General features: G+C 67.2%; 24 protein-coding genes, 1 tRNA gene and 1 riboswitch. Of the genes, 10 read left to right on the top strand and 15 right to left on the bottom strand.

The features are described 5' to 3' along the window. The 12 genes from VFL28_06465 to VFL28_06410 all read right to left on the bottom strand — a co-directional run. Positions 1-471: hypothetical protein (locus VFL28_06465; GenBank protein HET7264294.1), on the bottom strand; the 471-nt coding region annotated here is incomplete at its 3' end. Between the two features lie 2 nt (positions 472-473). Then, the gene (locus VFL28_06460; GenBank protein HET7264293.1) at positions 474-2,351 is read right to left on the bottom strand and encodes a TonB-dependent receptor; all 1,878 of its coding nucleotides are present in this window, start codon (positions 2,349-2,351) and stop codon (positions 474-476) included. Positions 2,352-2,488: 137 nt separating this feature from the next. After that, a riboswitch (cobalamin riboswitch) is annotated at positions 2,489-2,710 on the bottom strand. A gap of 84 nt (positions 2,711-2,794) precedes the next feature. Continuing rightward, entirely contained in the window at positions 2,795-3,502 is a 708-nt protein-coding gene (locus tag VFL28_06455; GenBank protein ID HET7264292.1) for an SDR family NAD(P)-dependent oxidoreductase, read from the bottom strand. A 156-nt stretch (positions 3,503-3,658) separates the two neighbouring features. Continuing rightward, the gene (locus VFL28_06450; protein HET7264291.1) at positions 3,659-4,246 is read right to left on the bottom strand and encodes a hypothetical protein; all 588 of its coding nucleotides are present in this window, start codon (positions 4,244-4,246) and stop codon (positions 3,659-3,661) included. A 218-nt stretch (positions 4,247-4,464) separates the two neighbouring features. Then, on the bottom strand, positions 4,465-5,421 hold the full coding sequence (locus VFL28_06445; protein HET7264290.1) for an ABC transporter permease: 957 nt from the start codon (positions 5,419-5,421) through the stop codon (positions 4,465-4,467). Then, entirely contained in the window at positions 5,414-6,382 is a 969-nt protein-coding gene (locus VFL28_06440; protein ID HET7264289.1) for an ABC transporter permease, read from the bottom strand. Before VFL28_06440 ends, VFL28_06445 begins: the two co-directional genes overlap by 8 nt. 33 nt (positions 6,383-6,415) lie before the next feature. Next, positions 6,416-7,090: an isochorismatase family cysteine hydrolase gene (locus VFL28_06435; GenBank protein HET7264288.1), complete on the bottom strand. Its 675-nt coding sequence runs from the start codon at positions 7,088-7,090 to the stop codon at positions 6,416-6,418. Between the two features lie 12 nt (positions 7,091-7,102). Next, positions 7,103-8,731, bottom strand: coding sequence for an ABC transporter substrate-binding protein (locus VFL28_06430; protein HET7264287.1), 1,629 nt, complete (start codon positions 8,729-8,731; stop codon positions 7,103-7,105). After that, entirely contained in the window at positions 8,728-9,156 is a 429-nt protein-coding gene (locus tag VFL28_06425; GenBank protein HET7264286.1) for a cupin domain-containing protein, read from the bottom strand. The genes VFL28_06430 and VFL28_06425 overlap by 4 nt, the downstream gene beginning before the upstream one ends. Before the next feature lie 54 nt (positions 9,157-9,210). Further along, positions 9,211-9,405: a 2-hydroxymuconate tautomerase gene (locus VFL28_06420; protein ID HET7264285.1), complete on the bottom strand. Its 195-nt coding sequence runs from the start codon at positions 9,403-9,405 to the stop codon at positions 9,211-9,213. Positions 9,406-9,436: 31 nt separating this feature from the next. After that, a complete protein-coding gene (locus VFL28_06415; GenBank protein HET7264284.1) occupies positions 9,437-10,456 on the bottom strand; it encodes an LLM class flavin-dependent oxidoreductase in 1,020 nt (339 codons plus the stop codon). Positions 10,457-10,988: 532 nt separating this feature from the next. After that, a complete protein-coding gene (locus VFL28_06410) occupies positions 10,989-11,354 on the bottom strand; it encodes a hypothetical protein (GenBank protein ID HET7264283.1) in 366 nt (121 codons plus the stop codon). Positions 11,355-11,595: 241 nt separating this feature from the next. Between VFL28_06410 and VFL28_06405 the strand changes: the two genes are divergently transcribed. The 4 genes from VFL28_06405 to VFL28_06390 all read left to right on the top strand — a co-directional run bounded on the left by VFL28_06405 (position 11,596) and on the right by VFL28_06390 (position 13,692). Beyond that, on the top strand, positions 11,596-11,832 hold the full coding sequence (locus tag VFL28_06405; GenBank protein HET7264282.1) for a hypothetical protein: 237 nt from the start codon (positions 11,596-11,598) through the stop codon (positions 11,830-11,832). Positions 11,833-11,850: 18 nt separating this feature from the next. Beyond that, positions 11,851-12,315, top strand: coding sequence for a hypothetical protein (locus VFL28_06400; GenBank protein ID HET7264281.1), 465 nt, complete (start codon positions 11,851-11,853; stop codon positions 12,313-12,315). After that, the gene (locus tag VFL28_06395) at positions 12,284-12,892 is read left to right on the top strand and encodes a DUF1326 domain-containing protein (protein HET7264280.1); all 609 of its coding nucleotides are present in this window, start codon (positions 12,284-12,286) and stop codon (positions 12,890-12,892) included. The genes VFL28_06400 and VFL28_06395 overlap by 32 nt, the downstream gene beginning before the upstream one ends. Before the next feature lie 149 nt (positions 12,893-13,041). Continuing rightward, positions 13,042-13,692 (top strand): DUF2182 domain-containing protein, encoded by a 651-nt coding sequence (locus VFL28_06390; GenBank protein HET7264279.1) that lies wholly within the window; start codon positions 13,042-13,044, stop codon positions 13,690-13,692. Between the two features lie 186 nt (positions 13,693-13,878). Here VFL28_06390 and VFL28_06385 read toward each other — a convergent pair. Then, positions 13,879-13,970: transfer RNA gene (locus VFL28_06385), tRNA-Ser, on the bottom strand. A gap of 127 nt (positions 13,971-14,097) precedes the next feature. Between VFL28_06385 and VFL28_06380 the strand changes: the two genes are divergently transcribed. The 3 genes from VFL28_06380 to VFL28_06370 all read left to right on the top strand — a co-directional run bounded on the left by VFL28_06380 (position 14,098) and on the right by VFL28_06370 (position 16,818). After that, on the top strand, positions 14,098-14,901 hold the full coding sequence (locus VFL28_06380) for an ABC transporter ATP-binding protein (protein HET7264278.1): 804 nt from the start codon (positions 14,098-14,100) through the stop codon (positions 14,899-14,901). Continuing rightward, positions 14,898-15,668, top strand: coding sequence for an ABC transporter permease (locus VFL28_06375; protein ID HET7264277.1), 771 nt, complete (start codon positions 14,898-14,900; stop codon positions 15,666-15,668). The genes VFL28_06380 and VFL28_06375 overlap by 4 nt, the downstream gene beginning before the upstream one ends. Positions 15,669-15,783: 115 nt before the next feature. After that, a complete protein-coding gene (locus tag VFL28_06370; protein ID HET7264276.1) occupies positions 15,784-16,818 on the top strand; it encodes an ABC transporter substrate-binding protein in 1,035 nt (344 codons plus the stop codon). A gap of 66 nt (positions 16,819-16,884) precedes the next feature. Here VFL28_06370 and VFL28_06365 read toward each other — a convergent pair whose 3' ends face one another. After that, entirely contained in the window at positions 16,885-17,736 is an 852-nt protein-coding gene (locus tag VFL28_06365) for a Ku protein (GenBank protein ID HET7264275.1), read from the bottom strand. An 84-nt stretch (positions 17,737-17,820) separates the two neighbouring features. Next, positions 17,821-19,203 (bottom strand): tetratricopeptide repeat protein, encoded by a 1,383-nt coding sequence (locus VFL28_06360; protein ID HET7264274.1) that lies wholly within the window; start codon positions 19,201-19,203, stop codon positions 17,821-17,823. Between the two features lie 320 nt (positions 19,204-19,523). On the opposite strand from VFL28_06360, the gene VFL28_06355 reads away from it, so the two are divergent. Genes VFL28_06355 through VFL28_06345 form a run of 3 tightly spaced genes read left to right on the top strand, consistent with a single transcriptional unit; the run spans position 19,524 to position 23,058 of the window. Further along, positions 19,524-19,964, top strand: coding sequence for a MerR family transcriptional regulator (locus VFL28_06355; GenBank protein ID HET7264273.1), 441 nt, complete (start codon positions 19,524-19,526; stop codon positions 19,962-19,964). Further along, positions 19,961-21,457, top strand: coding sequence for an HlyD family secretion protein (locus tag VFL28_06350; protein ID HET7264272.1), 1,497 nt, complete (start codon positions 19,961-19,963; stop codon positions 21,455-21,457). Before VFL28_06355 ends, VFL28_06350 begins: the two co-directional genes overlap by 4 nt. A gap of 8 nt (positions 21,458-21,465) precedes the next feature. Further along, positions 21,466-23,058, top strand: coding sequence for a DHA2 family efflux MFS transporter permease subunit (locus tag VFL28_06345; GenBank protein HET7264271.1), 1,593 nt, complete (start codon positions 21,466-21,468; stop codon positions 23,056-23,058). Positions 23,059-23,070: the final 12 nt, after the last annotated feature.

Here is a 23,070-nt window from a genome sequence, read left to right as displayed (position 1 = left end):
CCCGGCCCGCGTCGTACCGGCGCTCGGTGTGGCCGCGGCGGCGGGTGGCGCCGCGGAGTGAGGCGACGATGTAGACGGCGACGATGACCGCGGTGACGGCTGCGGCACCGGTGCGCGCGGCGGCACGACGAGCGTCACCGTTTGCCGCGACGTCCGCGCGCCCTGGCCGCGTTCGGTGATGCGCAGGGGGACGTCGGCATTCGGACGGCCGTTGGATTCCACAGGCAGATCTGCGCGTGAGCGGCGGTTCGGAGCCCGAAGCGCACTCCCGCCCGACGCGGCGCCGATCTCTCCTTCGTCGGCGGCGGTCGGACCACCGCCCCGGGGCGCAACCGCCGCGGCCGGACGGGAGGTAGCGGCCGGCGCGTCGCGATCCTGGGTAGTCGGGTGCAGACGATCCGGCAAGATCCACGCCACGATCGCCGCGACGGCGAGCGCGCAGACGAGCATGGCGGCGATGCGGCGGCGCACGATTAGAACGACTTGCTCACCGACATGAAGACTCTCCTCCCGGGCTCCGCGAACCCCTGCGCGTCCTGGTACTGTACGTCGAAGAGGTTGACGACGCCGCCCTGCACGCTGTACCCGCCGCCGAGCGGCCACGTCGCCGTCACGGTAGTCAGCCAGTAGCCCGGCAACACGGTGGTATTGGCGGCGTCCGCGAACGTCTCCCCCGAGTAGCCGACGATGAGCGCGATCGTCGCCCCCGCCCCGGGCCGGTAGTCGATCTCGAGGTTGCCCATCGACCGCGGCACGTAGATCATGTCGAGATTCGTCGCGACATCTCGGGCGCGCTGGCCCGTGTAGTTGGCCCTGACGAACCACCGCGGCGACAGCCGGCCGGCCAGCTCGATGGCGCCGCCCGATATGATCGCGTGCCCGACGTTGACCGGGATGAACAGCGGCGGCGGCGACGTGATGAGGTTCGTCGCATCTTTGTAGAAGCCGTCGACCTGCAGCGTCAGTCCCGCCGCCAGCGCGTACTCGAGGCTCGCGTCGTAAGACCACGCGCTTTCCGCCTGGAGGTTCGGGTTGCCGAAGAGCCCCGGCGCCAGTTCGTCGAAGGTCGGCGCCCGGTACGTCCGTCCCACCGCGCCCCGGAACACCAGGCGGTCGCTCAGGAACACGACAACACCACCGCGCGGGTCGATCTGCGTACCGTAGAGGTTCGTCTCGCCGGCGGGCCGCGTGAACGTGTCCTGCCGCGCGCCGATCGACACGAGCACCGTCGGCGCCGCGCGCCAGTCGTACTGGGCGTAGAATCCCAGGTCGCTGCCTTGATCGGGAAAGATCACGCCGCCGTTGTCCGTGTGGAAGATGACTTCGTTTTCGTAGTCGGCGCCGAGCGTCAAGAGATTCCCCCCGCCGGCGGCCAGGACGACCTGCGCCTGCGCGCCCCAGAAGTCCGCGGCATCGTCCGACTGGAACGCGAGGCCGGGGCTCAGAAAGTTGACGTCGTCGTAGATGCGGTAGACGCGCAGCAGCGTCCCGGGCCCGTCGGCGCGGCCGGTGCGCCACGACAGGTCGAGCAGGGTCCGTCCGTCCCACAGACGCGCGAACATGTCCTGAAACGGCACCGGACCCGGAGAGCCGGTGATGTGGTAGAGCCGGTCGCCGGTCAGCGTGAGGTCGCCGCCGCCCGCCGCCCAGCGGAGTTTCGCCATCACAGTGGAGTTGGTGTAGTCGGTGTCCGGGGCGAAGCCGGTACTGCCGGTCTGAACGCCCTGCACGAGATAGGTCGTGGTTCCGCTCTGGCCGCCGATCGACAGCACGTTGCTGGTCTCGCCGTACGAGCCGATCCGGGCCGACGCCGACGATTCGGGCCGGCCCCTCGTCACGATGTTGACGACGCCGCCGATCGTCGCGCTCCCGTAGATCGCGGAGAACGGTCCCCGCAGGACCTCGATGTGATCGACCTGTTGGATCGGCAACGTGCTGAGGTCGACGCTCGCCTGATCGGGCCGGTTGAGCGGAACGCCGTCGAGCATAATGAGGCTCTGCGTCGAGGGCGAGCCACGGATGCTCATCGTCGTGAGCGAGCCCGGGCCGCCGGTCGAGCGGATCAGCACTTCCGGCAGCACCCGCAAAGCGTCGGCGACGGTAAGCGCGCCCATCGCGGCGATCTCCTCCGCGGTGATCACGCTAATCGAGGCCGGCGTCGTCGCCGGCAGCTGAGGCCGGCGGCCCGCGACCTCGACCTCCGGCAGCTCGAAGGTTGGCGGCGTGCTTTCGGGCGGCGGTCCGGGCTGCGCCCACCCCGGAAGGCGCGGCCCGAGCAGCACTGCCATCGCGGCGAGCGCGGCCGCCGCGGAGCGGCGCGCGAGACCGGCCGGGCAACACGGAACATGCATCGACGTCCTCCGTTCCCGGCGTCAGCCGGGGCCCCGGCCGCCCCGGGGACAGGCGGACAACAAAAAATGGCCCCGGTGCGGGCACGGGGACCAAGGCGGCATGACGCCGTGGCGTACTGGCCTTTCAGCCGAAGGTCACCGTACGCGCCCGGACGGGCAGGTTTCCTGGCTCCGGATCCTCGCCGCAACCGCGCCTTCCCGGTTTCCCAGTGGCGTTCGCGGAAACGGCTCCCCGTTACAGTGGCGGGACCGCGCCGGACTTGCGGCCGGCTGCGCCCTTTCGGGCGGCACGCCGGTCGCGCACCGGACTTCCCTTTTCCCCCGGCGAACCCGGGGGCACCCGTCCAGTACGGTATGCAGTTGTCGGCGATGGCTTCGAGTCGAGCAGCGAAGGTCCTTCCCGAGTCAGGCGCCGGCCGACCGCGCTCGTCGACGCCCGCGTCTCACCCCTTCGGCACGCGCAGCGGTGTCACAAACGCTTCGCGGATCCAGACGTTGGGGCCGCTCGCGAGGAGCGACCGGACGACGCGCGCGACGTCCTCGGGCTGGAGCGCCCAGCTTCGTGCCGCCATGCCGGTGGAAAACGAGGTCTGGACCGACCCGGGCTCGACGACGCTGACCTTCACGCCGCTGTTTCGCACCTCGAGACCGACCGCTTCGGTGAACCCGATCACGCCAAACTTGGACGCGGAGTAGGCGGCGCCGCCGGCCATCCCGAGACGTCCGGCGCCCGAGGCGACATTGATGATGTGACCGCGTCCCCGTCGCAGCATGACGGCCAGAGCGGCCTTTGTGAACAGGAAGACGCCGGCGAGGTTCACGTCCATCAGGCGACGCCACGCGTCGAGCGGCATCTCGTGCACCCGGCCGGACCACCCGATGCCTGCGTTGTTGATCACCCCGTCGAGGCCGCCCCACTCTTCGGCGCGGGCGACGGCGGCAGCCGCGGTCGCCTCGTCGGCGACATCACCGGCGACCACCGCGGCGCGCTCTTTACCCGTTTCCTCGGCAAGACCGCGCAGCTCCGGCTCGCTTCGGGCGACCAGGACGAGCCGCGCGCCCGCATCGGCGAGTTCCTTGACGACCGCCCGCCCGATTCCCCGGCCCGCGCCGGTCACGATGATAACCTGCCCCGACAGCTCGCCGCCCACGCCCCACCTCCGCGCCGATTGTCCTGCCCTCCGCCGACCCCGAAACTATACCGCGCGCGCAGGACGAAAGTCCTTGCCCGCAGCGCGAAGCGCCGGCCGAACGGCCGGCGCTTCGTCACAACCCGATTGCCCGCTAAGAGCGCGGGCCTGAACTACCTAGTCCTTGCCGCCCGGCTTGGTCTGTCCGGGTTCGGACGGCACAGTCGCGACGTTCGGCTGGAGCGTAGCGATCGAGCGCTGCAGCAGAGGCATCGTCGAGTTCACCTTCGCCGCGGTATTGTCGGTCGTGCCGACCGCGACCCATACGCGGCTGCCGTGCGTCACACAGGTCTCGACACTTTGGCGCGGCTCGCCGTTACTGGCCTTCCAATTGTACACGCGCTCATAAGCCGACTGGCCGCCGATGGTCATCGGACCTTGACGGACCGTGGTCCACGTGTGAATGGCGAAGCGCAGGACGAGATCGGACTCGCTGATGCAGTCCTGCGCGTTGATCGGTACGCGCCAATCGTAGACGGTCACGTCGAGGCTGTCCGGCAGCAGCGCTCCCTTGCCGCCGGCCTGATACGCGGCAGATTTCGCTTCGACGGCCGGGTTCTTGGTCTGGGTCGTAACGCTCCATGTCGAGGGAACATCGATCGTAAAGCGGTTTTGCGGATCCCTCACGGATTTCAAGCCGACGCTCTGGGCGGCCACGGGGAGGACGGCGGTCATCGCGATGACGACGGCGACCGCCGGCAGCACGCCGGCCTTCTGGGTACGACCGTTACTTTGCACAAGCATCACCTCCAAGCAGGCGCCGGCCGCAGCGCGGTCGTGCCGCGCTGAGCCAGGCCGTGATTCGTTCAGTATTCTTCCCCCGTGACCGCACTCCGCCAAACCGGCGGGCGGGCGACGACGAGAGCTTACGCGTAGAAGCGCACGCGGCATGGATGACGTTCCCGCGCGGCGCTCTCGCGTGATCATTCTGTAGACGACTGCAGCCGATTATGCACTGACCGGCTTCCGTCAGACGGTATCGCGACCCCGGTTTGTCGGGCGTGCGGGCTCAATGCCACGCTCAGGCCGTCGCCGACGATGTTCAGGAGGAGCACCAAGACGAAAATCGCGGCGCCGGGGAACGTTGGGACCCACCACGCCGTCGTGGCATACTGGAGTCCGTTACTCAGCATGCCGCCAAGACTGATCACGTTCGGATCGCCGACCCCAAGGAAGCTCAGCGACGCCTCGCTCAGGATACCGTAGGACATCAAGAGCGCCATAAGCGCGAGCACCGGAGGGAGCGCGTTCGGCAGAATTTCGCGGAAAACGATTCGGCGGTTCGAGGCCCCGATCGCCCGGGCACTTTCCACGAATTCCGTGGATTTCAGCGAGAGCACCTCGGCGCGTGCGATCCGGGCGATCTGCGGCCAGCCGGTGAGGCCAAGCAGGATGATCACGGTAGAGAGACGTCCGCCGAATAGAAACGCGACAATTAGCGCGAGAAAGAAGCCGGGGAGAATCAGCAGCGCGTCCGCCGTGCGCATCAGCAGGTGCTCGATCCAGCCGCCGTAGTAGCCGGCCACCAGGCCGCATGCCAGGCCGGCCGACATCGCGATCGCCGCAACCGCCACCCCGGCGACAAACGATACTTCGATCCCGTACGCCGTGCGCGTCAGCACATCGCGTCCAAGGTAGTCGGCCCCGAACGGATGTGCCCCCGAGACCGGGCCCAGCGTGTCGCCGGTCATGGCGTTCGGATCGCGCGGGAAGATCGTCGGCGCGAACGCACTGCCAGCTCCGAGGGCCATCAAGACGGCCAGCGCCGCGAGCGGCACTCGCTGCCGCCGCAGCGCTTTCCACACGAATTGCAGGCGGCGGAACCGCCCGCCGCGCGCAGCCGGCGTCCGCCCAGCGGGCACCACCGTCGCGTTAGGCATAACGAATCCGGGGATCGATGAGCACATAGGCCAGGTCCACCGCGAGGTTGGCGAGGATTACCGCGGATCCGACGACGAGGAAGAATCCCAAAACAACCGGGTAGTCGTGCTGGAGAATCGCAGTGTAGATAACACGGCCGGTGCCGGGCCACGCGAAGACGATCTCGGTCATAACCGCTCCCGCGAACATCGTACCGAGCTGCACCCCGAGGACGGTAATGACAGGCCGCATCGCGTTCCGCAGCGCGTGCCGGTAGAACACTTTGAATTCCGAAAGCCCTTTCATGCGCGCGGTCATGAGATAGTACTTTCGAGATTCCTCGACGATGGACGCCCGGGTGAGGCGCGCAAAGGACGCGGAGTACCACCACGCGAGGACGCTCAGCGGCAGCACCATGTGCCAGGCGATATCGGCCGCCCGGGCAAAGCCGCCGCCCGCCCCGCCCAGCGTGGCCATGCCTTGCGTCGGAAACCAATGAAGCCGGCTTGCGAACACGATGATGAAGAGGACGCTCAGCCAAAACGGCGGGGTGGCGTAGCTGATCAGCGACACGGCCCCGATCGCGTAGTCGGCGCCCGTGCCCGATCGGCGGGCCGCCGCCATTCCGAGCGCGATGCCGAACACGGCGGCGAGAAGCACGCTCGGCATCATCAGGAGCAGCGTGTTGGGCAGCGCAGCGCCGAGGATCGACGCGACAGATTGAAAATTGATCTGCGAGTACCCAAGATTGCCGCGGACGATGTTGGCCATATACGCGGCGTACTGCTCCCACAGCGGCCGGTCCAGTCCCCAGGCGTGCCGGACCTGGGCCAACACGTCGGCGCTGACGGACTGGCCGCCGTAGAGAAACGTCACGGGATCGCCCGGCGCCACGTGGATTAGGACGAACGCCGTGCTGACGACGAGCCCGATCAACATCAGGCTTTGGAACAGCCGCCCCGCGACGTATCGGTACGTCATCCGGCCGGCGCCGGGACGGGCGCGCGTCTCACCTCATCGGCGAGGCGCGCCGCCCCACGCTTCGACAATCTCCGACGACCGGGCCGGTATGGCGAGCCGCCGCAGGAACCGCATCGCGTCCTCGTGATACTGCGGTTCCATCGGCCCGACGCAGTCGTCCGGCACGACCGGGAAGAAGCCGACGTTGAGCGCGTGCCACGCGGTCGGGAGGATCCCCACCTCCGTAGCGATGCCGGTGTGAATCAGGGTCCGAACGTTGTTGAGGCGCAGGAACAGCTCGAGCGGCGTTCCGATGAATGCGTCGACGCGGAACTTTCGGATAATGATCTCCCCGGACTGCGGCTTCAACTCGTCGATGGTGGCCCAGCCGGGCGTGTCTTCGACCAGCCCCTCGAGTGCCTTTCGCTGCTCCGGATCCGACAGCCGCTTGAAATCCGAGCGGATCCGGACATCGGTGTAGCTGGTGAAGTTGGGTTGATTGGTGTACTGCGTGTACATTACCCTCACGGCGTGCCGCCGCGCGTCCTCGAGGAAGCGCACGAGCGGCGGCAGGATCTTGGTCACGTCGATACGCCGCCCGGCCTTGTCGTACGCCCAGCCCGCCGCGGTGTTGTCCTTTTGCATGTCGTGCACGATGACGACGGTGCGCCGCGGGTCGACGATCTCCGCAAGCGACTCCGGAATCTCGCGTCCTTGGAACGTCAGCACGGTCCCCTCCGCTCAGCCACTGATGCGTGCGTTTTCGACAGACTCCATCGTTCCGGTCAAGGAATCGACGCTGTGCAGCCCCGCGATTCGGCTGTACCAGAGGTCGATGCCGTTCGCCGTGTAGAGCGGAACAATCGGCACCTCCTGGTGCACAATCTCCTGAACCTTGACGTAAAGCGGCGCCCGCTTGGCGCGGTCCGTGGTCGCCCGCGCCTGCGGGATCCACTCGGTCACTTGCGGGTTGTCCCAGGCGGAAAAGTTGGTGCCGCCGGGTTTGGCGTTCTTGCCGTTCACGTACTCGCAGATCGCCGCAGGGTCCATCTGCTTAGAAATGAACAGCGTCCAAATGCAGGCGGCGGTGTCCTGCTGCCGGATCCGGCCGATGTACTCTCCGTACGTGTAGGCCTTGACGTCGGCGGCAATCCCGACGGCGCGCAGCATTTCCCGGAGCGCCTCGGATAGCTTGACCCGGAACCCCTCCGTCGCCAGGATGGTTACGGGAAACCGGGTACCACCCCGGCGCGGGAACCCCGCCTCGTCGAGCAGCGCGTTAGCCCTCTCCACACTGTGGTCGTACGGCTTGATGTTGGAAGCGTGCGCCCACTTGGTCGCCGGCGTGTCCGGAACCAGCGTCTCTTCGGGCTTGCCGAAGCCGAACAGCAGAGATTTGATGATGAACGCCTTGTCGATCGCGTGCGCCAGCGCCTGCCGGACCTTCACGTTGTTGAACGGCGGCTTCGACGTATTGACGAACAGATTCTGCACCCAATTCTGTTCGAACTCCGTCGCGACGACGCTCGGCAGCTTAGCGTCCAGGATCTTCCGGATCTGGTCGTACGGGGGCCCGCCCGGGATGCCCTGGGACAAGACGACGTCAAGATCGTGGTTGAGGAACGACAGCAATCCGGTCGACGCGTCGGGGGCGACCTTGAAGAACACCTGGTCGATGGCCGGCTTCGGCTTGCGGAAGTAGTTGGGGTTGCGCACGAAGCTAATGTGGTCGCCGTGCTGCCACTCCGTCACAATGAAGGGGCCCGATCCAACCGGAGCGCGCAGATACTTGTTGGAACGCGGATCGCCGCCCGCCCAGAGGTGGGCAGGCAAGATGCCCATCGGCGAGACGAGCGGCATCATCAGCACATTCGGTCCGTCGAAGCGCAGCACCGCCGTGTACTTGTCCGGCGTGTCGACGCCCTTGAGGTTCGAAACAAAACTCCCGAGCGTGGACCCGAGCTTCTGGTCGACGAGCATCTCATACGTGAATTTGACGTCTTCGGACGTGAGCTCCGTACCGTCGCTGAATTTGATCCCGGAGATCAGCTTGAACGTGAACGTGTCGCCCCGCTCACTCACCGTCCAGGCGCTCGCTACACCCGGAACAAACTGACCCGACGGGCTTAGGTCGGTCAGTCCGTTGTAGACCATGCGGTTGGTCTCCGGCCAGTTCGTCGACTCGAGCACGGGGTTGAATCCGAAGACCGGCTCGCTCTGGAGGATGCGCAGAACCGTAGGCGCAGCCCCGTACGCCGGCCCGTGCTCGACGAACCAGGGAAACGGCGCCGACGTGACACCCGCGACGGCCGCCGCGGCCGTGGAGCCCAGCAACCGTCGTCGCGTCAGGCGGGTCCGCTCGGCGCTCACATCCGCACCGCCCGATCCGCCGCGTCTTTGATCTGCTTCGCTCGCTCGGGGCCGACAATCGGCTCGAGGCTGGTCGACGTACCGCCGATGCCGAAGACGTTGACCGCCGGCTCGCCGGTGGCCCGCAGGATATACCGGAACCCCTTGGGCAGATAGATTGACTCGCCCTCGCGCACGACGACGTCGCCGTGCGCACCGCCATCGCCCTCCCAGAGCAAACGGATACTGCCCTTCGCCACGTAGAACGATTCCTCGCTCTTGCCCTCCCACTTCAGGTCCGCCATGTCAGGCTCGTGGTGGCAGACGCCCATCCGCAGCGCCTCACTCCCCACTGTTTCGCGGCAGACCAAGTACCGCGTGTGCATCCCTTTCGTCAGATCCATCGGCGGAATATCCGCGGCCTTCAACTTCGCGACTTTCGCCATCGCGCAGGCTCCCTTCTCCGCCCGGGGCGGGAAACGAATCGGTCGACTCGACGACTACCGCTTCTGGCGGTCGGGATGCAGCAGTCCGCCGATACTCCAATTCTCGCGCTTGATCTCCTCGATGATGACGTGAACCGCGTCGGCGGGGTTACCCGTCACGCGCGCCACGACGTCGGTCACGCCGCGGACCAACTCCCGCTTTTGCTCCATCGAGCGCCCCTCGTACATCTCGATCCTTACGACCGGCATACCGTTCCCCTCCCGTGTTGGGACTTTGAGGTCAATGGGCCGCCGCGCCAACGCGTGGCGCGACGTCGTTCGCAAACCGCTGCAACACATCGCCGACGGAGCCGCCCGCGACGCTGTGCGGCCGTACGATCAGCCGGGTCACGCCGGGCCGGATCGCCTCCGACAGTTGCGCCGCGACGCCGTCCGGATCGCCCGCCAGCACCATCCGCCGCACGGCCTCCGGCGGCAACAGATGGCTCGCGTCGGCCGCGACCCGCAGGTTCCTCGTCGCGGCGATATCGACAAACGCTTGGGGCAGCGTAATACCGAGGCGCTCGAGGTAATCCCAATGCCCGTACCCAGCCGCCACCCGCATGGCGACCCGCCGGCGCATGACCGCCTCCGCCTCGGCGGGATCGTCGCTGATGCACATCTCGAACCGAAGCGCGACGTCGATTTCTGACGGTGCGCGGCCGCTCTTCCCGGCTCCGCGTTTCACGCAGTCGAGATAGAAATCGACGGCAGACGGAAGCGCGGTGTTCGCGATCATTACGCCGTCCGCCACTTCACCGGCGAGTTCGGTGATGCGCTGACCCTGCGTCGCAAAATAGATCGGGACCTCAGTCCGGGGCGGGACGAACTGGAGCTTGCCGCCGGTAAGAGAGATCACCTTGCCCTGAAAGGTGACCTCCTCGCCGCGAAGCATCCGGCGGATCAGGCCGACGGCTTCACGAAGCGCGGCCACCGGCAACTCCGCGCGAATGCCGAGTTCCCGAAATCCGGTCGAGCCGACCCCGAGCCCCAGCAACGCCCGGTGCTCGCTCATCTCGTCCAGCGTGGCGATCGTGGAGGCCGTCACAGCGGGGTGTCTCGAGTACGGGTCGGTCACCCCGGGACCGAGGTTGATCCGCCGGGTGCTTGCCGCAATCGCGGCGAGGCCAATGTAGCACTCGCGGAACATCCGGATGTCCGTGTACCAGAGCTGATCGTAGCCGAGATCCTCGGTGAGCCGTCCCAGCTGCACCAGCTCGTTCGCCGGATACTCGGCGTTCAGTAGAACCCCCAGCTTCATTTCCCACGCTCCCCTCGCGCTTGATTTCATAGGGAAAATTCGTTCCCCTGCCCCGAGCAGTCGCTGCTCGTTCCCAAAATCCGGTTTGGCACGAGGAGGTCGAGTGCTGGAACGGAAAGTTCTACCGGACTAGCGCATCATTGAGGGGCATCCGATGAAATCGGCAAGGCTTCGCGTCGCCATCGTCGGCGAACCAGAGACAGCATCAGCACCCACACGAAACTACCCGCGACTAAGGCCGTACTGAATAGCAGACCGAGGTTCGCAGTCCACGCGACCGGTCTCGGCAGGAGCAGCCCTTCCGGGAAGAGCAGGACGACGAGTGGCAAGGTCGCGAGCCTCTGCTGGTTGGTCCAGTCCAGATAGATGAGCAGCCATAAACGCCGGCACGGACGAACGCCACGGCACTCGCCCACCAACAGACCCTAGCCGTCACGACCGAAGCCGAGCGCCACCTGGCGTGGCCGGTCGATGGTCCACGCGGGATGGCCGCATCGCGGAACCAAAGTGCGGCGGACCTGTAGGAGTGGCGTTAAGGATGGGCCACGCGATGTATTGTCCATCCGACCCCCACCGACACCAGCAGCAAGGCCCAACCCGCACCGAGGAACGAAAACAACCCAGTCCACAGCGTGAACCAGAGGTACGACCATGGGCTCGTCATCTGAAGACCTCTTGTCACGAAGAGCGTAAACGGCGGCGTGAACAGCAACAACGCCAGCAGCGAGGTCGCCGCCCCCAGCACGCCGGCGTGCGCCGACGTTGGGGTGCGCGTGCAGTCGATCAAGCGCCGCCCCGTCACCGCCCCGGCGATGACGTGAGCTACCCCGGCCGCGATTGTGAGTACCGGGATCAGGCCATTCGAACGCGCGTCCGGCACCCACGCAAAGTGTGTCACAAACGTCGTTGCGCTCCCGAACGCGAGAGCCGCGGCCGTTCGAGGATGCGCTCTGACATACGAACGCACCGGCTCCACGCAACCAGGCTTCGCATGACGGCGCGGAGTTTCCTCGGTCACCGGTGGTTTTGGGGTGAGACGGCAGTGGATCCGGCGCAGGATGAAGGTCCGGTACCGGCCGCGCGAAGTATGCTGCACGCGCGAACGATGCGTGTCCGGCAGGCTCCAACGGAGGTGGGTAATGGCGTTTATCCGCACGATTCCGCCGGAACAGGCGATCGACGCACTCCGAAGCCTCTACGACAGCGACCTCGCGAGCGGAGGCGCGGTGGCCAACCACAGCCGCGCGCTCAGCCTCCGAACGGAGGTCGCCGCGGCTTGGCGCGCCCTGAGCAAGTATATCCGGAGCCACATCGACCCGCGGCGCTATGAACTGATTACCACCGTCGTTGCCGCCCGCCTGCGGTGCAGTTACTGAACGCTCGCTCACGGAGCGATGCTCCGTGGACAGTTCTTCAAGCCGGAGCAGGTCGAAGCGATCGTTCGCGACTATCGGAATGCCGGGCTGGCCTCCGCCGACATAGCCATGCTCGCCTTCGCGGAGAAGGTCACGCTCCATGCTAATGAGGTGACGGAAGAAGACGTGGACGAACTACGGGGCCACGGCTTCGCCGACGTCGAGATTCTCGACATCGTGCTGGCGGCGGCCCGGAACTTCTTCAGCCGCGTGGTCGATGCGCTGGGCGCAGAACCCGATCCGGAGTACCTGGACCTCGAGACGGGCCTACGGCGGACGCTGGCCGTCGCACGTCCATTTTGGAGAATCGGCCGGACTAGCAGAAGGGAGTCCGATCGACGGCCTGTAAATGTCGACGAAGTCCAAGGCCGCAACAATCGTAGCGTCGAGGCCGAAAGAGCGGGTGGCGGTTATGGCGTGGAACCTGAAGGGCACCTACTTTGAGAACTGCAACTGCAACGTGGTCTGCCCGTGCAGCGCGTCCGGTCTCACGATGCCCGCCGACAACGAGCGATGCAGGGTAGTGCTCACCTTTCATGTCGATTCCGGTAAAGTCGACGGCGTCGACGTCGGCAACCTTACGGTCGCTGTGCTCGCAGATACCCCTCGCGAGATGTTGAGCGGGACGTGGCGTGTGGGTGTGTTCATGGACGCGGCAGCGTCGGCACAGCAGGCCGAAAAACTCGGTGCCGTCTTCTCCGGACAATTGGGCGGCCCGATGGCTGCACTCGCCCCGTTGATCGGTGAGATGCTGGGCGTGGAGACGGTCCCTATTCGGTACCGCGACGAGGGCCGTCGGCATCGCGTCACGATTGGCAACTCCATAGACATCGAAATCGAGGATTTTGTTCCGCCGCAGAGCCCGACGGGGGAGGTCTCGAAACTCACCGGACTGTTCCACCCCGCCAACTCCACGTTGACGATAGCCAAGGCCACGAAGGCGCGGGTCAAAGCCTTCGGCTTGGACTTCTCCAACGACGGCAAGAACGGTCATTCTGCTCCGTTTTCATGGGCGGCCTGAACTAGACGCCGCAGGTCTCGAGTGTGCGCGCAGCACTTCCGTCGCGTGGAGAATCGATTGTCGTAGCGGGCATCGCCTGTCTCACGGCGTTGGCGTGGCTCGACCTCTGGCGTCGAAACAGCGAGATGACGCATAACTCGGCGATGAGTATGGCAGTGGTCATGCCGAGAATGAACTCCTGGAGTACCCCCGATCTTCTTGCCGCCGGAGCGATGTGGAGCATCATGATGATTGCCATGATGCTGCCGTCGGCGACGCCGATGCTGCTCTTTTTCTCAGCCGTACGTCGCGCGCGGCCGACCACCGGCAGGGTAGGAGTCCAAACGGCCCTGTTCGCGGCGGGATTTCTCTCGATGTGGGTTGCGTGGGCATGGCTCGCCGCCGGACTCCAATGGGCGCTGCAGGCACGCCTTGTCCTGTCCCCGCAGTTGGCGGTAATGCGACTTCCTCTCGCAGCGGCATTCCTCGTTATCGCGGGTCTCTATCAATTCACACCGCTCAAGCACGCATGCCTCGCTCGATGCCAGTCTCCACTGGGCTTCCTCCTTTCGCGGTGGCGCGACGGCAGTTGGGGGGCGGCAAGAATGGGCATCCGTTATGGAGTCCAATGTGTCGGGTGTTGTTGGGCTCTCATGGGTTTACTTTTTGTGGTCGGGGTAATGAATCTGCTGTGGGTGGCCGTGCTTGCGGCCTTTGTCCTCATTGAAAAAACGGCGCTCCGCGGCCCCTGGCCCAGTCGCGTCACCGGCGGGGCACTGATTGCGTGGGCGCTGTATCTGCTAAACGCGCCGGCGATGTAAACGCAGGCGACGGAGTCGCCGACGCCGGAGAGCGGCGGCAAAGCACGCGATCATCCCTTGGGACCCCCGCTCTCCCGCTACCCGCGCGTCACAATCGGTAATCGAGGACCCGAGGAAGTGCGCCAAACGAAATCCCAATTGCGCGCGGCCGCGTGCAGTGGACATGTCGCGTAGCGACGGGATACTTGGCGGAGGGGGGGAGATTTGAACTCCCGATACCCGTGAGGGTATAGCGGTTTTCGAGACCGCCCGATTCAGCCAGGCTCTCGCACCCCTCCGCGGTGGACGAAGCCGGACCGCCACAAATTGTACCACGGGGCCGCCCGCGCTTTTCGCTACGACCACAGGGGGATCGATCGCGGCGGCGCGGAGGATTTGGTTTTCGGCGGCGCGTATACGCGGCGGGTGAACGCGATCGAGTTCACCGGCGTGAGCCGGCGCTTCGCGGTTCCTCGAGGCGGCGCCTACCTCGCCGTCGACGCCGTCTCGCTGTCGGTCGCGCCCGGAGAGTTCGTCGCGATCGTCGGCCCGACGGGCGGCGGTAAATCCACCCTGCTCAACCTCGCCGCGGGCCTCATCCGCCCCACCGCGGGCACGGTCCTCTCGTTCGGACAGCCGCTCGAGGGCCTCAATCGCCGGGCCGCCTACCTGTTCCAGCAGGACGTGCTGCTGCCGTGGAAGACCGCGCTCGACAACGTCGAACTCGGCCCGCTGCTGCGGAGGCGGCCGAAGGCGGCGGCCGAGTCGCTCGCCCGTGAGTGGCTCGCGCGCGTGGGGCTCCGGGGGTTCGAACACCGCTACCCCCACCAGCTTTCCGGCGGCATGCGGAAGCGCGTCGCCCTCGCGCAGAGCCTGATCGTGGGGCCGGAGATTCTCCTGATGGACGAGCCGTTCTCGGCGCTCGACGTGCAGACACGCGCGCTCATGGAGAACGACCTGCTGCGGATCTGGCAGGACGATCGCAAGACGGTGCTGTTCGTGACGCACGACCTCGAGGAGGCGATCGCGCTCGCCGATCGCGTGCTGGTGCTGTCGGCGGGACCGGGCGCGCGGATCATCGGCTCGCACGCGGTGGCGCTGCCGCGCCCGCGGGACGTGACGGAGGTGCGGCTCGAACCCGCCTTCCAGGACGTCTACCGCGCCGTGTGGTCGCAGCTGCGGGGCGAGGTCCTGCGCGCCTACCGGGCCGGCGGAGACGCGGCGCCGTGAGCCGCGCCCGCATGTTGTCCTACCAGCTCGGCGTTCTCTTCGCGGTCCTCGTCGCGTGGCAGGTGACGGCGCAGCGGCACTGGGTCGATCCGTTCTTCTTCAGCCAGCCGACGGCCATCGGCCGGCGGATCGCGGACTGGTTCGCGAGCGGATTCATCTACCGGCACCTCTGGACCACGGCGCTGGAGACGGTACTCGCGTTTCTCGTGGGCGCCGCGCTCGGCGTCGCCTTCGGGTTCTTGTTTGCGCGCAGCCCCGCACTATCGGCGGTGTTCGATCCGTATCTCAAAGTCGGGAACGCTCTTCCCCGCGTCGTCCTCGCGCCGATCTTCACGCTGTGGTTCGGTCTCGGCGTGTTGTCGAAGGTCGCGTTCGGCGTGACGCTTGTGTTCTTCATCGTGTTCTTCAACACGTATCAGGGCATCCGCGAGGTCGACGCCAACCAGTTGAACAACGCCCGCATGCTCGGGGCCACCGAGCGGGACCTCGTCCGGCACGTGCTGCTGCCGTCCGCGCTCGTGTGGATCCTCAGCAGTCTGCACACCAGCGTCGGCCTTGCGCTCGTGGGCGCGGTCGTCGGCGAGTACCTCGGCGCCGGACGCGGCCTCGGCTACGTCATCGCCCAGTCCGAGGGCACGTTCGACACGACGGGCGTCTTTGCCGGGATGACCGTGCTCGCCGTCTTCACGCTGGTCATCGACCAGATCGTGACGGGCATCGAGCGGCGATTGCTCGCCTGGAAGCCGGAAGCGCCGGGCCGCGCGTAGCGCCGCTTCAATTCCAAGGTGGCCGGGCTCTAGGTCGACCGGCGGCAGGAGGGCGCGCGTCGCCGACCGTAGTGTTCTCTCCCGTACGTCGTTCTACGCAGACGGGGGTGTCCCGATGCGCAAGGCGCTCGTCGCCGCGATCCTCCTCGGGCTGGCGGTCGCGCTCACGGCCGCGCCGGGGGGCGCGCAGGTCGAGAAATCCAAGATCACGGTCGCGGTCGGCGGGCAGCCACTGTACATCTATCTGCCGCTCACCCTGGCCAACCAGCTCGGGTACTTCAGGGACGCCGGGCTGAACGTCGACATCGTCGACCTCGCCGGCGGCGCGAAGGCGCTGGAAGCGCTGCTCGGCGGCAGCGCCGACGTGGTCTGCGGCTTCATCGACCACACGATCGAAATGCAGGCGCAAGGCAAGGCGATTCGGATGTTCGCGCTCTACGACCGCTATCCCGGACTGGTGCTGGCCGTGACGAAGACGGGATCGTCGCGCGGCGTCAAGTCGATCGCCGACCTGCGCGGGGCGAAGATCGGCGTGACGGCGCCGGGCAGCAGCACGCATTTCTTCGCGCAGTACCTGCTGTCCAAGAACGGCATCCCCGTCGACCAGGAATCCTACATCGGCATCGGCACCGCCGCCACCGCGGTCGCCGCGGCGCGCCGGGGCGCGGTGGACGCGTTCGTCAACGTCGACCCGACGATCACCATTTTGACGAAGAGCGGCGACGCGACGATCCTGGCCGACACGCGGACGACCGTCGGCACGCTGCGGGTTTTCGGCGGCCCCTATCCGGCCGGCGGGCTGTACGCGACGCCCGAGTTCATCGACCGTAACCCCCACACGGTCCAGGCGCTCGCCACGGGCTCCGTGCGCGCGCTGCACTGGATCAAGACGCACAGCGCCGCCGAGATCGCGGAGCGCATGCCGCCGCAGTTCTACCAGTCGGACAAGCAGCTCTACGTCACCTCGCTCGCGGCAAATCTCGAGATGTTCTCGCTCGACGGCCGGGTCTCGCTCGAGGGCGCGCAGACGATCGCGAAGGTACTGTCGCAGTTCGACCGCACCGTCGTTGCGAACGCCTCGCGGATCAATCCGTCTCAGACGTTCACGAACCAGTTCGTAGATCAGGCGCACAAAACGCTGGGGTTCTAGCCGAGGCCACAAACGCCGGGGCGCCGGCACCGCCGGCGCCCCGAAACACGTTCCCCGCAGACCCGCCTAGCGCGGCCGCTCGTGCATGCCCCCCGCCGCGGCGCGCCGCTGGCCGCCCGCCGCGCGCGATGGCCGGGCGCCGGCCGGCCGCTGCTGGGCCATCTCAACGCTCCGGCGCAGCGCTTCCATCAGGTCGACGACCTTGCCGGGTTCCTTCGCCTTGACCTCGGGCACCGGCTCGCCCTTGCCCTTGGCCTCGATCAGCGCCAGGACCTGTCCGCGGTACTCGTCCTTATACTCCTCGGGATGGAACTCGATCGCGAGGCTGTCGACGAGCTGCCCCGCCATCTTGCGCTCGTTGGGGTGGACCTTTACGTCCGCCGGCACCTCGTCGAGCGCGGAAACCGACCGCACTTCGTCGGCGTAATACAGCGTCGACATCACCATCGCGTCCTGGAACGGGCGCAGCGAGACGACATGTTCTTTCTCCCGCATGACCACCTTCCCGACCGCAACGCGCTCGGCCTGGCGCAGCGCTTCTTGAAGAAGAACAAACGCCTTGGCGCCGCCTTCGTCGGGAACGACATAATACGACCGCTCGTAGTAGATCGGATCGATCTCCGAGAGCTCGACAAACCCGGCGATGTTGACGTTCCCGCTCGTATCGATCGGGATCTTGTCGAGCTCCTCGTCGGTCACGGTGACGAAGTGCCCCTTGCTCACCTCATAGCCGCGGAGGACGTCGCTCCATTCGATGACCACGTCGTCGTGAGGGCAGTAGCGCTGATTCTTGATCGGAGTCCCGCACTTCGCGTGCAGCAGGCGGAAGCGAACGTCCTTTTCCTCCGTGGCCGTATACAGCTTCACGGGGATCGTCACCAGGCCGAAGCTCACGTAGCCTCGCCAGACGGGTCGCACAAGCGCCTCCGATAGAAAAGGTATCGAGCATTGTATACCGCGCCGGTACGGCGCGCAAATGTGCCCGGCGAACGCGTGTTCGGCTTATCGGGAGGGGTGTGTACCCTCGGACGGGGGAGCGGCGGGAGTTGGCTCGGCGCGGACGGCCTCGGCCATGTCCGGTGGGCGGACGGTCTGCAGCAGCTTGAAGGCGCGCTCATGGTACCCGGTGGCTTCCTTGTAGCGCCCGGCGAGGCCCGCGACGTGCGCCAGGTCCTTGTAGATCGCGACCAGTTCGACGGTCAGGCCGGCGTCTTCGCAGTGCTTGGCGGCGGCGGCCAGCGCGCGCTGCGCCTCTTTGAGCTCCCCCGCCTCGGCCGCGAGGGCGCCGAGCAGCGCCTGCGCGCGGGCTTCCTCGTCGGACAGCTGCGCCGCGCGGCTGCGCGCCGCGGCGCGCTCGGCGAATTCTTTCGCCCGCGCCGGTTCGCCGCACGCATTGAGGCAGCGGGCGTATTCCGTCAGCGTCCGGCACTCCCCGGCGACGTCGCCGATGCGCCGCGCAACCGCGAGGCTCGCGGCAAAGTGCTCGATCGCGTCGGCCGGCCGGCCCGCCTGCATCAACAGCGCGCCCGCCTGGTCCCGCACGCGCGACAACAGCCGCAGGTCCTTGTACTGCTCGAACAGTCCCTGCGCGCGTTCGAAGTGCAGCAGCGCGCCGTCGTAGTCGCCGTCCATCGCCATCACCGTGCCGAGACCGTACATCGCTTCGCCGATGCGGTCCGGCTGCGTCGCCTCCTCGAAAATGCGGCGGGCGGCGCGGTAGGCCTCCGCGGCTTCGTCGAGGCGTCCCATCCGATAGAGTGCAGTGCCGAGCTGCAGATGGATCTCACCGCGAAGAGACGGTTCGACGCCGTCGGAGCGCTCGGCCAGGCCGAGCGCGGTCCGCGACAGGGCGGCCGCGCGGCCGCTGCGTCCTTGGCGAAACTCGATGCCGGCGAGATGGTGGGACGCGCGGCATTCGAGTGCCGTCGCGCCCGCGTCCCCTGCTTTCGCGCACGCCTCCGCAAGATGCGACCGCGCGTCGTCCAGCCGGTCGAGACCGAGAAGCGCTTCGCCTTCCCCCACCGCCGCGTAGATCTCGGCCACCGCGTCGCGCCGGCCGGCGGCCACGCGGCGCATTTCGGCGAACGTGTCCAGCGCCACGTCGAAGCGGCGGCCCGCCAATTCGGCGCGGCCGCGGCTTCGCAGCACGTCGAGAAATCTCGCGGAGATGACGGTCTCGCCGCCGTCGAGAAAGTAGGAGACGGGCCGTCCCAACCGGGTTGCCAGACGTTCGAGAGACGCGACGGACGGCTTCGCCCGATCGTGCTCGAGGAGGCTGATAAAGCCCTTCGTGAAATCCGGCCGGCCGAGTTCATCCTGTGTGAGACCGAGAGCGAGGCGGGCTTCCTTCAGCCGTTGACCCAACGTCGCTTTGGGCGGCGCCACCGCCTGAGGCTGCCGGCCCGCCGCCGGCCCGCGGCTTCTGAAGACGGCCTCTCTTACCGAAACACCGCGGTCAGCCTCTCTCCCCCCATGGCGGCCCACGGTATTTAATAGTACTGATCTTTATGGCTCCGCACAATCCGAGAATATAACTAGGGTTTTGGAATTTGACGTTTACGGAAGAGTATGATATAGTGCCTCCATCGCACTCTGATTCGGGAGAATCCACACCGATGTATGTAAAGGAAACGCCCGCCGAACCGGCACACGGGCCGGGAGGCGGGACGGGGACCACCGCCGAGCCGACCGGGACGCTCCACCGCATGGAGGACGTAGTTAAGCGAACCGGTCTAACCCCGCGCGCAATCCGGTATTACGAAGAAGTCGGACTGCTGACCGCGGCCTCGAGGACGGCGGGCGGGTTCCGCCTCTTCACGGAAGCCGATGTTGCCCTGCTTCAGCGGATCAAGGAGCTGCAAACCCTGCTCGGCTTCTCGCTGGCGGAAATCAAGGAGACGCTTCGCATCGACGCGGTCCGCGCCGAAATTCGCCGCGCGTACGAGCAGGCGACGGACGCGCAGACGCGGCTCGGCCTGCTCGAACGGGCCGAACCCGTGGTGCAGTCGCAAATCTCCCTCATCGATGAGCGCGTGGGGCGCCTGATGCAGCTGCGTAACGAGTACGCGGAACGGCTGGCCCGGCTGCGTACGCTGCGTGAGCAGCTCCTCACCGGCACCGGGGAGACCGTGGAGCCCAGCCGATGAACGACGGACCCAGCAAGACGGATCTCGGGGCGCCACGCCCGCCGGTCGAGGAACGGCGGAGTCCCGCCGCCGAAATCGCGGACGGCCGCGCCGCGCCCCCGGGCGCGGTCGCGCCGGCATCGCCCGGCACGGCGCCGCACGGCACACACGACGACGGTGTGGCGCGGGTCGCCAGGACGGTCGTTGAGACCGCCGCCCGTCCCCGCCTACACGTCCGGCGGATTGCCTTGCTCGGGACGGCCGCCGTCGGGGTCATCGTGCTGTTCGCGCTCATCGTCTACTGGCGCGCCAACATCGGAATCATCAAGACGGACAACGCACAAACGCACGGCGACATCTCTCCGGTATCGTCGATGGTCCCGGGCACCATCGTCAAGATGTACGTGGTCGAAAACCAGCACGTCGCCATAGGCGATGCGCTCGTGGGACTCGACCCGCAGGACTACCAGGTTGCGCTCGCCCGGGCCAAGGCGGCGCTCACCGCGGCGCAGGCGCAGGTGCAGGCGCTGCAGGCGGCCCTCGGCGTCCAGCAGCAGCAGTTCCAAGCCGACGTCCAGGCGGCCAACGCGCGCGTGCAGGCGACGCAGCCGACGCTCCCGCAGGCGGAAGCGCAGCTCGACATGCAAGACCGGACCACCGCCGCGCAGCTGGCGCGGGCCAACGCGCGGGTGACGACCGCCGCCGCGGCGGTCGCCGCCGCGAAGAGCGCCGCGGACACCGCCGCCAAGACGCTGGCGCGCGACCGGCAGTTGATCGCGCAGGGTGCGATCGCCCAGCAGCAGCTCGATACGGACGCGTCGGCCTACGAAAGCGCGCGCGCCCAGTACCAGGCCGCCCAAGATGCGCTGGCGCAGGCGAAGTCCGACGTGCAGGCGGCGCAGGCGGCCCGGCAGCAGGTAGCGATCGCCCGCAGCGCGATCGCCGTCAACCAGGGACAGCTCTCGGCGGCGCAGGCGCAGGTGCAGCAGGCCGCCGTGGGCGGGACTCTGGTCCGGCAGCGGGCGCAGGAACTGGCCGCCGCCCAAGCGCAGGCCGCAAACGCGGCCGAGGTCGTGCGTGCGGCGCAGCTGAACCTCGATCGCACCGTGGTCCGCTCGCCGGTCGAGGGCTGGGTAACCAACCGCAGCGCCGAGGTCGGCCAAGTCATTCAGCCGAATCAGCCGCTGCTCTCCGTGACCCAGTCGCAGCGCGTCTGGGTGGTCGCGAACATCAAGGAGACGCAGCTCGGCGCGGTCCACCCCGGCCAGCCGGTGCGGATCCGCATCGATACGTACCGAGCGCGCACATTCCGCGGACAGGTCGAAAGCGTGGGCGCGGCCACCGGCTCGACGACCGCGCTGCTGCCGCCGGACAACGCCACCGGAAACTTCGTGAAGGTCGTCCAGTTGGTGCCCGTGCGGATCATCCTCGACCCGCGCGACGTGGGGCCGCGCCCGCTGCAGGTCGGGCTCTCCGCGGAAGTCGCGATCAACACCCGCGGCTCCGGCCGCTAAGCCGCCGCATGGCCGTCGGCACCGTCCTCGCAGCGTCCGCGCCCGCGCGCGGCGGCGCCAAGTACATCGTCGCACTGTCGGTGCTCTTCGGCTCCGTGATGGCCGCGATCGACACGAGCGTTGTCAACGTCGCGCTCGCGCACATCCAGGCGAGCTACGGCGTCACGCTGCAGGAAGTGACGTGGGTCAGCACCTCGTACCTGATCGCGGTCGTGATCGTCATGCCGCTCACCGCCTGGTTCGCATCCGTACTCGGCCGGCGGCGCTTCTATATGCTCTCGGTCGCCGTCTTCACGGTCGCGTCGGCGTTCTGCGGCTTCTCCCGGACGCTCGGACAGCTGATCTTCTTCCGGGTGCTGCAGGGGCTCGGGGGCGGGGCGCTGCAGCCGATCGCGCAGTCGATCATGCGGGAAACGTTCCCGCCCGAGGAGCAGGGCCAGGCGATGGGATTCTTCGGCATGGTCGTGCTGCTCGGCCCGGCGATCGGACCCACGCTCGGCGGCTGGCTCACCGACAACTGGTCGTGGCCGTGGATTTTCTTCGTCAACCTGCCGATCGGCGCCATCGCGCTGTTCATGGCGTCGACGTTCATCGTCGACCCGCCGTACATGCGCGGCCGCGGCCTGCAGAAGTTCGACGGGGTCGGGATCGGCCTGCTGGCCGTCGGCCTCGCCTGCCTGCAGATCCTCCTCGAGGAGGGGGAGCGGGACGGCTGGTTCGGCAGCACGTTCATCGCCGTCCTGACCGTGATCGCGGTCGTGGTGCTGACCGCCTTCGTCTTGTGGGAACTGCGCACTCCGACGCCGGCGGTCAACCTGCGCATCCTCGGCGACCTCACCTACGCCGCCGGGACGACGATCATCGGCGTCCTCGGCATGGCGCTGTTCGGCAGCCTCATCCTGCTGCCGCTGTTCCTCCAGAACCTCCTCGGGTACACCGCGACGGAGGCCGGACTCACGCTCATGCCCCGGTCGCTCGTGATGGTGTTCATGATGCCGATCGCGGGGTTCCTGTACAATCGCCTCGGCGTGTACATCATGCTCCCGTTCGGCCTCGCCGTGAGCGGCGCGGCCGGCTTCGCGATGTCGCACTTCAACCTGAACTCGAGCCACCTCGGCATCCTCGTGCCGCAGATCATCCAGGGGATCGGCTTCTCGTTCATGTTCATCCCGCTGTCGACCGCGACGCTGTCGACGATCCCGCGGCCGCTGATGCAGAGCGCGACGGGCCTCTACAACCTCGTGCGGCAACTCGGCGGGAGCCTCGGAACCGCGATCGTGATCACGCTGTTGGACCATAAGACGACGCTCGCGAGCGCGAACCTCGTCCGCTACGCGTCGCTCTCCAACCCCGTGTTCGTCTCGTGGTGGGACACCGTGCGGGCGGGCATCCAGGCGCGCGGCGTCGACGCCGTCACGGCGAACCGCCAGGCGCTCGCCGTGCTGCACCTCTGGATCAGCCAGCAGTCCGCGGTGGTGGCGTTCGATTATGTGTTCGCCCTCGTCGGGGTCGTTTTCATCGCGTGTCTCCCCGTCGTGCTGCTGATCCGGGACCGGGATCTCGAGCAGCTGGCGGCCGCGTCGGCGGCGGCGGCCGAGTGAACGCCCGCGTGC

The sequence above is a fragment of the bacterium genome, from assembly GCA_035691305.1.
Lineage (GTDB): Bacteria > Sysuimicrobiota > Sysuimicrobiia > Sysuimicrobiales > Segetimicrobiaceae > DASSJF01.
The sequence above is the reverse complement of the archived record's forward strand: the minus strand, read 5'-3'. Positions and strand labels throughout refer to the sequence as shown.